Genomic DNA, 11,201 nt, shown 5'->3' with positions numbered 1-11,201 from the left:
TGCCGGTCGCCGACTTTACGCGGGCGTCTTCAACGCCTTTCCCCTCTGATTTTACCAGTCAAGTCTTTTTGAAATCGTCGATTATCTGATGATTTATCGCAATTCGAGTGCTAGCGTCCGATTTGTCAGTGTTCCGCCAACGGGGGAGGAAACATGGCGAGCACGAAACTCTCACAGGCCGGCTTCCAGCAGGGATGGGGCTGCCGTCGGCGTCGCCGCTGTCATCGCCGGTGGAGCTGCTGCGGCCACCGCAGGTGGTGGGGGTGCTAAGTAACCCCAGCGGAGAGGGCCGGCGGCTGAGCCGCCGGCTCTCTTTGAACGCCTCCGGCCGTGAACTCGCGCCGGCGATTTCCCTTCGCCGCACATTCCGCGAGTTCTGGCCGGACACCCGCGGATTGCGCCGGCTCTTCGCGGCGGGGGTGGTGTTCGCCATCCTGGCCGCGCTCTGTGAGGTCGCCGCGATCCGCCTGTTCGGCCACATCACCGACACCGTGCTCACGACCCGGAACCTGAGCGCCTTCTGGGTGCCCGCGTTCACCTGGCTCGGGCTCGCCGCCGTCGCCGGGGCGGCCTCCTTCGCGGGGGCCTACCTCACCGCGCTGGGCGCGGAACGGTTCCTGCTGGCCCTGCGCGACCGGGTCTACGCCCACCTGCAGACGCTAGCGCCCGACTTCTCCGAGAACCGGCGCCTGGGCGACCTGATGGCACGCATGACCGACGACGTCGAGGCCATCGAGGAGCTCGTCGGGTCCGGGCTCGTCCGCGCGATCACCACGGCCGCCAGCGTCGTCTTCTTCGCGGGGGCGGCGTTCTTCATCCGCTGGGACCTCGCGCTGCTCACCATGGCGCTGATCCCGCTGTTCCTGGTGGTCTCGAAGGTGTTCGCGTCCAGGTTCAGGACGGCGGCGGCACGCGAGCGGGCCAGCAACGGGGCGATGAACAGCGTCCTGGAGGAGGGGCTGGCCAACCAGCCGCTCGTGCAGGCCTACAACCGGCAGGGCGCCGAGTCGCGGCGGCTGCACGAGGAGGGCCGCGGCTGGCTGCGCGCGAACATGACGCAGGCCTGGCTGGCCGGCCTCTACGGCCCCGCGGTCCAGCTCATCGAGACCGTCTGCCTGATCGTCATCCTTGGGTTCGGCGCGTGGGAGATCGCGGCGGGCCGGCTGACGCTCGGCGGGCTGCTGGCCTTCGCGGCCTACCTGGCCCTGCTCTACCCGGCCGTGCAGGGGCTGGGTGAGCTGGCGCTGACGGTGTCGGAGGCGGCGGCGGGCTCGGACCGGGTCATCGAGATCCTGCGTTCGCGTCCCGGCGTCAACGACGCCGCCGACGCCGAGCCGGTACGGCGCGCACGGGGCCAGGTCGCCTTCGAAGGGGTGGGCTTCGCCTATCCGGGACGGGGCCGGCCGGTGCTGCGGGACATGTCGTTCACCGCCGAGCCCGGCGAGGTCGTCGTCCTGGCCGGGCCCAGCGGCGCCGGCAAGTCCACGGTGGCCAAGTTGCTGCTGCGCTTCTACGACCCGGACGAGGGCCGCATCCTGCTGGACGGGGTCGACATCCGGCGCCTGACGCGGGAGTCGCTGCGCGAGAACGTCACGATCCTGTACCAGGAGACGATGCTGTTCTCCGGCTCCGTACGCGAGAACATCGCCTACGGCCGTCCCGACGCCTCGCTCGACGAGGTGATCAGGGCGGCGGAGGCGGCCGGCGTGCACGACTTCGTCAAGCTGCTGCCCCAGGGCTACGACACGCCGGTGGGGCAGCGGGGCAGGCTGCTGTCCGGCGGCCAGCGGCAGCGCATCGCCATCGCCAGGGCGATCCTGCGCGACACGCCGGTGCTGGTGCTGGACGAGCCCATGACCGGCCTGGACGACGCCACGGCCGCCCAGGTGATGGGGCCGCTGCGGCGGCTCATGGCCGGGCGGACCACGCTGCTGGTCACGCACGACCCCCGGCACGTGCCGGAGGGGGCGCGCGTGGTGGAGGTGGAGCCGGTGGAGCGCGAGCAGCGCCTTCGCTTCCGGCGCGCCGGCACGCGCGGGCTCGGACGCCTTCACCGGCGGTACGAGGCCGCGGAACCGCTGTCACCGGCGTGACGCGGAACCGCCGTCACCAACATGACACGGAACCTCGGTCACCGGCGTGACAGGGAACCTCGGTCATCAGCGTGACGCGGGAGCGGTCACCGGCGTGACGGGGAGTGGGGGCCTTCGCGATCGGGTTGTGCCGATCGCGGAGGCCTCCGTCATATCGGCACCCGGCGGGGGAGGAGCCGCGCCGCGAGCGGCCCGTCCACGCGCTCGCCGACGACCGGCTCAACCCTCGCATGAAGGGTCATATATCCGGATATCTCGTCGATAGAATCGGAGAGCTCTCTCCGTTTGCCGATGGAGGTCGAGGTCATTGGGCGACGATCACAGCTCCGCCAGGCCGCTGCGGGCCGACGCCCGGCGCAACCGCGAGCGGGTGCTGCAGATCGCGCAGGAGGCGCTGGCCAGCGACGGCCTGACCATCTCCTTCGACGAGATCGCCCGGCGGGCCGGGTTCGGCGTCGGGACCGTCTACCGGCACTTCCCGACCAAGGAGGCGCTGTTCGAGGCGGTGCTGCTGGGGCGGATCGAGCGGTTCGTGGCCGACGCCCGCGCGCTGGCCACCGCCGAGGACGCGGGCAAGGCGTTCTTCGCCTGGTTCGCGCGGGTGACCGAGCAGGCCGTGGCCAACCAGGCGCTGTGCGACATGCTGGAGAGCGGTTCTGTCCTGCGGCCGGGCTCCACGCTGGAGGACGACTTCACCGCCGCGCTGGGCCGCCTGCTGACGCGGGCGCAGCGGGTCGGGGCGGTGCGGGCCGACCTGACCGCCCACGACGTACGCGACCTGCTGCGCGGCTGCCTGACCGCCGAGCGCCAGGCCCGGGCCAGAGACGGCAGGCTGCGGATGACGGACGTGATCTGCGACGGGATGCGCGCCAGAACGAGCTGACCCCTCGTCAGCCGGCGAGGGGTCAGCCGGCGAGGGCGAAGCGGACCTCGCGGGTGGCCGGGTCGGCGCGGGTCAGCCGTACCGTGACGTGCTCGCCCAAGGGGAGCGTGCCGTCGCAGCGGGCGATCACGGCGGGGTCCACGAGCTGCACCTGCCCGCCGCCGCGGCGTTCGTCCACGTCGATCACCACCGCCTCGAACGCCTGCCCGACCCGCTCCCGCAGCAGGAACGCCTCCACCAGGTCCACGCACGCCCGCTCCACCGATCCCGAGCGCCGCCCCGAGGCGGACATGAGGCCGGGCAGGAGCGCCAGCCCCGCCCGCACGTCGGACGGCACCGGCTCGCCCGCCGCGACGGCCAGGCACACCTCCGTCGCGTAGCGATCGACCAGGCGCCGCAGCGGGGCCGTGACGTGCGCGTACGGGGCCGCGACCGCGGAGTGCTCGGCCAGCCGGGGCGGCGCGCCGTCGAAGGCCACGTAGCCGGCCCCGCGCAGCAGCACCTTCGACTCGTGCAGGAACGCCGCCTGCCTGCCGTTCTTCGGATCCAGGTCGTGCACCACGGCCCCGTAGCCGGCGCCCTCGGGCCACGGCACGTCCAGCGCCTGCGCCACCCTGCGCACCTTGGCCAGGTCGCCGGGCTGCGGGCGGGGCAGCACGCGCAGGATGCCGATCTCGGCGTCGAGCATCATGGCGGCCGCGGCCATGCCGGTCAGCAGCGAGATCTGGGCGTTCCACGCCTCGGCGGGCAGCGGCAGCCGGAACTCCAGCCGGTAGCCACCGTCGTCGCGCACCACCTCCTGGTCGGGGGTGGGCAGCGTGACGCCGCCGCGGTCGCGTTCGAGCGCCAGCCTGAGCCGGCCGATCTCGGCCAGCAGCTCCAGGACGCCGTCCGCGGTGCCGGTGTCGTGCACCGCCTGCACGTAGGCGTAGTCGTAGCGCTCGCGGCTGCGCACGAGGGCGCGCTGCACGTCGGCCCCGACCATCTCGCCGTCGGCGTCGAGGTCGATCCGCCACACCACGGCCGGGCGCAGCGCCCCGGGCAGCAGGCTGGCCGCGTCCTCCGACAGCACCGGCGGGTGCAGCGGCACCTTGCCCGCAGGCAGGTAGACGGTCTCGCCCCGCTCGCGGGCCTCGGCGTCGATCACGCCGCCGGGGCGCACGAACGCGCCGACGTCGGCGATGGCGTACCAGACGCGGTATCCGGCGCGGAGCCGTTCCAGGTGAACGGCCTGGTCGAGGTCCATCGAGCCGGGCGGGTCGATGGTGACGAACGGGACGTCGGACATGTCCTTCGCGTCCAGCTTCGGCACCTTGGCCACCCAGGCGGCCTCGTCGAGCACGGCGCGGGGGAAGCCGCCGGGCAGCTTCAGTTCTCGCCCGATCCGCTCGAAACCGTCCTCCAGCTTGAGGGGTATCTCATCGGGAACCTGAATCATCGGCACACGGGACAACTTACCGGCGCACATGATCGGGAGCGCCAGATCTCACGGAAAGTCACGACGAGACGGTGGAAACCGGCGGGGAGAGACGTGCCTTAGGCGGGTCAGGTCAGGTGCCGGTCGAGGCCGGTGATCCGGAGGAGGCGGCGCATGGCGGGCGGCGCGCTCGCGATGTGCATCGGAGTGTGCTGGCTCAGCGCCTGGTTCTGGACGGAGACCAGGATGCCGAGGCCGGCCGCGTCGATGAAGGACAGGCGGCTCAGCTCGATCACCAGCCGCACCTCGCGGCAGGAGCAGCGGCCGGCCTCCTGGAGCAGCTGGAGCAGGTGGCGGCGGAACTGTTCCGTCGTGGCGATGTCGAGCTCTCCGGACACGCTCACCAGCAGGATGCCGTCTTGGCGGCTGGTGGTCAGGTGCAGTGGATCCATTCCGGCTCCGCGCTGTCTCAGGGCCGGGATCATCTGTCGGTGGCGCGGATCCGCCCTTGCCTTGCGGCACAGATGTCGTGGACGTATCACATAGAGCGACTACACGCTTCCGGAATGGAGTGTACCTCTCTGTCCGCGCACGCCAGAGGGCCGAGCCGCGTCCCGGAGGAGAGAAAAGCACCCCAGGTGAACAATTCCGCTTACCAGTTGAAAAAATCACACCTTCAGCGCGGTTTCAGGCCGAGGAGGAGGAGATCGCACAGGGCGTTCAGCTCGTCCTCGACCTCGGGACGGCTCCAGGAGGCGGCGTGCGCCGGGTCGTGGAAGGCGTTCGCGGCCAGGAAGACGGTGCGGGCCGAGGCGGCGGGGTCGGCGGTGGCCAGCTCGCCCCGCGCCGCGCCCGTGGCGATGATCTCCTCCAGCTGATCGACGAGGCCGGTGATGTGCTCCTGGATGACCTCGCTCGCCTCGTTCACCAGCACCATGTACGTGGCGAACAGCTCGGGGTCGTCGAGCGCCTTGGCCCGCTTGGAGGCGGACAGCGTCGTCAGCCACTCGCGCAGCCGGACGTCGGCAGGGGCGGACGAGGCCATGACGGCGGCCAGCCCCGCGTGGGCCTCCTCGAGCCAGCGGTGCGTCACGGCCTCGCGCAGGGCCGTCTTGCTGGGGAAATGGCGGTAAACGCTGCCGTGGCTGACGCCCAGTGCCCGCGCCACGTCCACGACCGTGGCCTTGGCGGGGCCGTAGCGGCGCAGGACATCCTGGGCCGCCGTGATGATCTGCTCGGAGGTCAGGATGCCATCTGTCATATTGCCAATTCTGTCAGCCGTGACGGTGTGCGATGTCACTGGTGGTACGGCTGGTGATATTTGGGGAAATTTCCCGGTTTAAGAGCGGCGATCACACTACGCTACTAGCCCTGTCATCACGTGCGGTCATGACGAGGGGAAAACGGGAAACATCGTGTTAGTCGCAGTCGCAGTGCTGGCCGCCGCCGTGGTGGGCGCGGTGGCCTGGTGGCTCCGCCGCGATCCGGACGGCGGCGAGGGCTTCGCCGGGATGGAGACCGAGGCGAAGTGGGGCTGGGAGCTCCCGCTCGCGCAGGACGCGCGGGCCGCGTTCACGGAGGGCCTGCGGGCCTACCACGAGAGCGGCGGCGCCGTGCGGGTGGACGGGGAACGGGGGGTGCTGACGACGCACGAACCGCCGCGGCTGATCTCCCTGTACCTGTTCGCGGACGCTTTCGCGGCCCGGGGGGACGCCGCGATGCACGACCCGCAGGGCACGGTCGCCGAGCTGATGGAGCAGCTCGCCGGCTCCGAACGGCCCGGGGTGCTGCACCTGCGGCCCGGATGGCTGGAAGGTGAGGTGGACGGCCTGGACGCCGCTGCCTTCCTGGCCGCGACGGGCGAGGCGGTACGGCCGGGAGCCTGGTCGGGCGAGGCCGGTCTTGGAGCGTTGCAGGTGATCGTTCCCGCCGCGGCGGGGAAGAATGAGCCGGGACTGTCCCACGTCAACGGCACCCCGCTCAAAACCGTGACCACCGCCGCCGACCGGACCCATGAACCGGAAACGGAGACGGAAGGCGCGGTTCTCCTAGAGACGTCCAGCGTCGGCACGGAGGCCACGATCGGCCCAGGCACGGCCAACGGGAGCGGTGCGGAGGCGGACGGCGTGGCGGGTGGCGCGCCACGGGCCGAGGCGAACGCGGAGACCGGCGCTCGGGCCGGGACGGACACCGTCGCCGGCGCAGGGGTGGACGGCAGGGTTTCGCAGGGGCCGCAAGCCGTCGCCGCGAAGGTGCCCGAAGCCGGGACCGAGGCGGCGACGGCTGCCGAGGCCGGGACGAGTGCCGATGGCGAGGCGGAAGCCCAGCCGGGGGCGGAAGCCGTCCCGGGGACGGGAGCCGAGCCGGGAGTGCGGGCCGAGCCGGGGTTGAGGGCCGGTGCTGGGACCGGTGCTCGGGAGCCCAACACGATGATGGTGGACCTGGCCAGAGTGCTCGACCATTACCAGGAGGCGCGCGAGAAGCGGCCGGACGCGGCGGCGGAGGCGCTGCTGCGTGAGGTGGTGCCCCGCCTGATCGCCGACGGCGGCCCCGGCCTGACCTGGACGAGACCGCCGACCGCCGCCGAACTGCGGACCGTGCTGGGCGATTCCCGGGAGTGACACCGACCTGACCGGCGCCGGCCCCGCGACCATGGGCCGGCGCCCGGATGTCCAGGCCCTGCCCGAACGGCCGCTCAAGGGCTGGGCGGCCGTGCACGTGCCGGGCCCCGTTGGCAAGCGCGTGGTTACGACTCGTTCTCCGAGCGGCCGTTGCGCCAGTACCCCATGAAGGCCACCGCCCGCCGGTCCAGCCCCCGTTCGGCGACCAGGTGCCGCCGCAGTGCCTTGATGACGGCGGCCTCGCCGGCCAGCCAGGCGTACAGGGGGCCGTGGTCGGTGGCCTCCTGCGGCACCTCCCACAGCTCGTCGGCGTCGACGTCCACGTCGTCGAAGGTGTCGGGGACGGGCAACGGCGGCAGGAGGCGTCCGGCGGCGGTCTTGACGGCGGGGATGAGTTCGGCGCCGCGTGCGCCGCCGTTCCTGGGCAGCCAGGTGATCTTGACGGAGGCGGCCGTCTCCACCGGCAGGACGTCGTCGGAGCAGGGCACCTCCATGAACACCTCGCCCGACAGATGCGCGGGCAGCCGTTCCAGGACGGCGCAGATGGCGGGCACGGCGGTCTCGTCGCCGGCGATGAGGACGCAGCCCGTGCCGGCGGGCGGGTGGAACTCCAGGCCGCCGTGGCGCTCCTCGTAGCGGGCGTCGGGGCCGTACAGGGCGGCGACGTCGCCCGGCTGCACCTTCTCGGCCCAGCGGGCGACGGGGCCGCCGTCGGGGTGCATGACCACGTCGACGTCCACCTCGGCGGCCTCGGGGCGGACGAGCCTGGCGGTGTAGGTGCGCATCGGGTTGCGCCGGTCGTCGCCGAGCTGGCGCCAGCGGGGGTACCAGTCGGGGCCGGTCGGCAGGTGGGCCAGGCCGTGCTCGGGGAGGGGGAGGATGAGCTTGAGCCGCTGGTCGAAGCCGTTGTCGGCGAACTGGTGCAGGTCGTCGCCGGTGAAGGTCACCCGCAGGAACGACGGGCTCAGCCTTTCGAGGCGCTCCACTCGTACGTCGAACATGCGAAAAGGCTGGGTCATCCCCGGAGTCTCCCGTCTAGATTAGGTGAGGCTAACCTAAAGGATCGCGGCGATTTAGGCCAGTTGCAGCCGCTTGCCAGGCGTTACGGCATGGAAGAGCCGTTCCGGCCCTCCGAGCCCGTTTCTGGAGGGGCTCCGCCATGGCGCGGGCGAGATCGAGGGCGATAGCGTCGGAGCGCTGAAGACGTGACAGGCGCAGGCCGGCGAGCCGGCCCGCCCCAGATTGGAGCCCCTTTGTCCCCCGTGATCCTCTCCGCGGCGGGCGCCGCGCTGGTGCTCGACGACTCCGGCCCCGGCCTGCCGCGGGTGCGGCATTTCGGCGCCGCCCTCGGGCCGCTCGACGCTCCCGTGCCCGCCGCGGTGATGGCGCCCGCGTTCGCCTCGCCCGCGCCGCCGTTGCTGCCCGCCCAGGGGGACGGCTGGTACGGCCGGCCGGGCCTGTCCGGCGTCAGGGACGGCGAGCACTGGCCGGTGCGGTGGAGCGTGGAACGGCTGGAGGTGCCGGCCGAGCCGGGCCCGGGCGGCACGGTGACCGTGACGGCCGCCGACGCCAGGGCCGGGCTGAGCCTGGTGAGCGAGCTGGTCATGGACGAGAGCGGCCTGGTGCGGATGCGGCACGCGGTGACGAACACCGCACCGTCGCCGTACCGGGTGCAGGGGCTGGTGTGCGCGCTGCCGGTGCCCGCGCGGGCGGGTGAGCTGCTCGACTTCACCGGCCGGTGGGGGCTGGAGAAGGTGCCGCAGCGGCGCGAGTTCGGCTACGGGGTGTGGTCCAGGGAGAACCGGCGCGGCCGCACCGGGCACGACGCCACCGGCCTGCTGGTGGCGGGCACCGGAGGGTTCGGTTTCCGTTCCGGCGAGGTGTGGGCGGTGCACGCGGGGTGGAGCGGCGGCCACGTGCACTACGCTGAGCGGCTGCCCGAGGGCGTCGCGCTGCTGGCCGCGGGTGAGCTGCTCGAACCCGGCGAAGTGGTGCTGGCGCAAGGGGAGACCTATCGCACGCCGTGGGTGTACTTCGGCTGGTCGGGCACGGGGCTCGACGACGTGAGCGCGCGCGTGCACGATCATCTGCGCTCCCGCCCGCTGCCCGTGCGGCCGGTGACGCTGAACAACTGGGAGGCCACCTACTTCGACCACGGTCTCGACCGGCTGCTGGAGCTGGCCGACCGGGCGGCGGCGGCCGGGGTCGAGCGGTTCGTGCTGGACGACGGCTGGTTCCGCCACCGCCGCCACGACCGGGCCGGCCTCGGCGACTGGTACGTGGACGAGGACGTCTGGCCGGACGGCCTGCACCCGCTGGCCGACCGGGTGCGCAAGCTGGGCATGCAGTTCGGCCTGTGGTTCGAGCCCGAGATGGTCAACCCCGATTCCGACCTGGCCCGCGAGCACCCCGACTGGATCCTCGGCCGGCCCGAGCGCACGCCGCCGCCGCACCGCAACCAGCAGGTGCTCGACCTGGCCCGCCCGGAGGCGTACGCGTACCTGCTGGAACGCATCGACGCCCTGGTCGGCGAGTACGCGCTCGACTACATCAAGTGGGACCACAACCGCGACATCGCCGAGCCCGTGCACGACGGCGCGCCCGGCGTGCACGCGCAGACCCTGGCCACCTACCGGCTGCTGGACGAGCTGCGCGCCCGCCACCCCGGGCTGGAGATCGAGTCGTGCTCGTCCGGCGGCGCCCGGATCGACCTCGGCATCCTGGCCCGCACCGACCGGGTGTGGACCTCCGACAGCAACGACGCGCTCGACCGGCAGGCCATCCAGCGCTGGACCGGGCTGCTGGTCCCGCCGGAGCGGCTGGGCTGCCACGTGGGCGCGCCGGGCGACCACGTGACCGGCCGTTCGCTGCCGCTGGCCTTCCGTGCGGCGACCGCGTTGTTCGGGCACATGGGTGTGGAGTGGGACCTGACCTCGGCGAGCGAGGCCGAGCTGGAGGAGCTGGCGACCTGGATCGCGCTGCACAAGCGGCTGCGGCCGCTGCTGCACGCGGGCCGGGTGGTGCGCGCCGACCATCCCGACCCGTCGGCGCTGCTGCACGGGGTGGTCCTGCCCGAGCGGGCGGTGTACGCGTACGTGCAGCAGGTCTCCCGCCTGGACATGGCGCCCGCGCCGCTGCGGCTGCCCGGCCTCGACCCCGCCGCCACCTACGAGGTGCGCACGGCGGGTCCGGCGCCGGAGCGCGCGGTGCTGCCGGAGTGGGCCGCCGCCCCGGTGCGGGTGCCCGGCGCGGTGCTGGCCGAGCTGGGCCTGCCCGCCCCGGCGCTGAGCCCGGCGTCGGCGCTGATCGTCGAGCTCGAACGGGTCTGACGCGCGCCCCGCCCCCTGACCGGGGGCGGGGTTGTCATGATCGGCACAGCGTTCGCGTAGGGTCTGCCCCTAAAATGCCGGTCATGCGTCTCTCCGCCCTCGTCGCCGTTCTCCTGTGCGCGACGCTGTTACCGGCCCACACCGCGCAGGCGTCCGCGTACCCCATCCGCGACCGCGCCCTGACCGCGAACAAGCTGTACGGCAGCGGCAAACTCGAACCCACTGAGTGCCCCGAGCGGAAGATCGAACCGGACAACGTCACCCAGGCCAAGCGCTACCTGCAGGCGGTGCTCGACTGCCTCAACACCTCGTGGGGCACCCACCTGGCCCGCGCCGGCCTGCCGTTCAGCAAGGCGAAGATGGGCTTCATCACCAAGCCGCGGCGCTTCTGCAGCAGCTCGTGGGGCAGCGCGTCGGGGGCCTACTGCGCGCGGGAGAAGCGCTTCCTCATCCTGCTGGACGACGACCTGCTCGAAGTGACCTCCGACCTGTTCCTGTTCAGCCTGGCCGCGCACGAGTTCGCGCATCACCTGCAGAACGTCACCGGGATCAACCACGCGTTCGAGCAGTATCCGTACAAGGGCAAGAAGGAGCTGAACGAGCAGTTCCGCCGCAACGAGCTGCAGGCCGAGTGCCTGGGCGGCGTCTTCATCGGCAGCGTCTGGGGCTCGCTCGACCGCGACGGCGACGACTGGGAGCAGCTGCTCGACATCAACCGGCACAGCGGCGACGAGCAGTCGAAGGTGCGCGACCACGGCAAGGGCCGCAACATCGCCGCCTGGCTGGACAAGGGTTTCCGTGCGGTCTCGCCGGCGGCGTGCAACACCTGGACGGCGCCCTCCCAGAAGGTCTCCTAGC

Annotated in this window: 10 protein-coding genes; 5 read left to right on the top strand and 5 right to left on the bottom strand. The window is 72.2% G+C overall.

The genetic code is table 11. The features are described 5' to 3' along the window. Positions 1-194 precede the first annotated feature (194 nt). Positions 195-2,093, top strand: a complete 1,899-nt coding sequence (locus tag AB0C27_RS36515; RefSeq protein ID WP_357853857.1) for an ABC transporter ATP-binding protein — start codon at positions 195-197, stop codon at positions 2,091-2,093. Between the two features lie 149 nt (positions 2,094-2,242). Here the strand turns inward: AB0C27_RS36515 and AB0C27_RS36510 are convergent, their stop codons facing one another. Continuing rightward, the gene (locus AB0C27_RS36510) at positions 2,243-2,401 is read right to left on the bottom strand and encodes a hypothetical protein (RefSeq protein WP_357853854.1); all 159 of its coding nucleotides are present in this window, start codon (positions 2,399-2,401) and stop codon (positions 2,243-2,245) included. Between AB0C27_RS36510 and AB0C27_RS36505 the strand changes: the two genes are divergently transcribed. Next, positions 2,401-2,976 carry a helix-turn-helix domain-containing protein gene (locus AB0C27_RS36505; RefSeq protein WP_357853852.1) on the top strand — a complete coding sequence of 192 codons (576 nt, stop codon included), beginning with the start codon at positions 2,401-2,403 and terminating at the stop codon, positions 2,974-2,976. The genes AB0C27_RS36510 and AB0C27_RS36505 overlap by 1 nt on opposite strands. 22 nt (positions 2,977-2,998) lie before the next feature. On the opposite strand, the gene AB0C27_RS36500 is transcribed toward AB0C27_RS36505, so the two are convergent. The 3 genes from AB0C27_RS36500 to AB0C27_RS36490 form a co-directional block, all read right to left on the bottom strand. Further along, positions 2,999-4,414 carry an RNB domain-containing ribonuclease gene (locus tag AB0C27_RS36500; RefSeq protein WP_357854500.1) on the bottom strand — a complete coding sequence of 472 codons (1,416 nt, stop codon included), beginning with the start codon at positions 4,412-4,414 and terminating at the stop codon, positions 2,999-3,001. 107 nt (positions 4,415-4,521) lie between these two features. Next, the gene (locus tag AB0C27_RS36495) at positions 4,522-4,845 is read right to left on the bottom strand and encodes an STAS domain-containing protein (protein ID WP_357853850.1); all 324 of its coding nucleotides are present in this window, start codon (positions 4,843-4,845) and stop codon (positions 4,522-4,524) included. 224 nt (positions 4,846-5,069) lie between these two features. Then, a complete protein-coding gene (locus AB0C27_RS36490) occupies positions 5,070-5,654 on the bottom strand; it encodes a TetR family transcriptional regulator (protein ID WP_357853848.1) in 585 nt (194 codons plus the stop codon). Positions 5,655-5,808: 154 nt separating this feature from the next. On the opposite strand from AB0C27_RS36490, the gene AB0C27_RS36485 reads away from it, so the two are divergent. After that, positions 5,809-7,014 carry a hypothetical protein gene (locus AB0C27_RS36485; protein ID WP_357853846.1) on the top strand — a complete coding sequence of 402 codons (1,206 nt, stop codon included), beginning with the start codon at positions 5,809-5,811 and terminating at the stop codon, positions 7,012-7,014. Between the two features lie 125 nt (positions 7,015-7,139). Here AB0C27_RS36485 and AB0C27_RS36480 read toward each other — a convergent pair whose 3' ends face one another. After that, on the bottom strand, positions 7,140-8,015 hold the full coding sequence (locus AB0C27_RS36480) for a siderophore-interacting protein (protein WP_357853843.1): 876 nt from the start codon (positions 8,013-8,015) through the stop codon (positions 7,140-7,142). A gap of 252 nt (positions 8,016-8,267) precedes the next feature. Here AB0C27_RS36480 and AB0C27_RS36475 point away from each other — a divergent pair, with 252 nt between their 5' ends. Both AB0C27_RS36475 and AB0C27_RS36470 read left to right on the top strand, forming a co-directional pair. Beyond that, complete coding sequence (locus tag AB0C27_RS36475) at positions 8,268-10,343, top strand: alpha-galactosidase (RefSeq protein ID WP_357853840.1); 2,076 nt, start codon at positions 8,268-8,270, stop codon at positions 10,341-10,343. Between the two features lie 83 nt (positions 10,344-10,426). Then, positions 10,427-11,200, top strand: a complete 774-nt coding sequence (locus tag AB0C27_RS36470) for a neutral zinc metallopeptidase (protein ID WP_357853837.1) — start codon at positions 10,427-10,429, stop codon at positions 11,198-11,200. The last annotated feature ends 1 nt before the right edge of the window (position 11,201 follow it).

Origin of the sequence: Nonomuraea sp. NPDC048882 (assembly GCF_040649755.1) — a bacterium.
Taxonomy (GTDB): domain Bacteria; phylum Actinomycetota; class Actinomycetes; order Streptosporangiales; family Streptosporangiaceae; genus Nonomuraea; species Nonomuraea maheshkhaliensis.
This window is presented reverse-complemented; position numbering and strand designations above follow the sequence as displayed.

What these genes read in the sequence shown, in the direction of transcription:
- AB0C27_RS36515 (WP_357853857.1), top strand. Translation starts at nt 195, where the DNA reads ATGGGGCTGCCGTCGGCGTCGCCGCTGTCATCGCCGGTGGAGCTGCTG.
- AB0C27_RS36510 (WP_357853854.1), bottom strand. Translation starts at nt 2,401, where the DNA reads ATGACCTCGACCTCCATCGGCAAACGGAGAGAGCTCTCCGATTCTATC.
- AB0C27_RS36500 (WP_357854500.1), bottom strand. Translation starts at nt 4,414, where the DNA reads ATGATTCAGGTTCCCGATGAGATACCCCTCAAGCTGGAGGACGGTTTC.
- AB0C27_RS36495 (WP_357853850.1), bottom strand. Translation starts at nt 4,845, where the DNA reads ATGGATCCACTGCACCTGACCACCAGCCGCCAAGACGGCATCCTGCTG.
- AB0C27_RS36490 (WP_357853848.1), bottom strand. Translation starts at nt 5,654, where the DNA reads ATGACAGATGGCATCCTGACCTCCGAGCAGATCATCACGGCGGCCCAG.
- AB0C27_RS36480 (WP_357853843.1), bottom strand. Translation starts at nt 8,015, where the DNA reads ATGTTCGACGTACGAGTGGAGCGCCTCGAAAGGCTGAGCCCGTCGTTC.
- AB0C27_RS36470 (WP_357853837.1), top strand. Translation starts at nt 10,427, where the DNA reads ATGCGTCTCTCCGCCCTCGTCGCCGTTCTCCTGTGCGCGACGCTGTTA.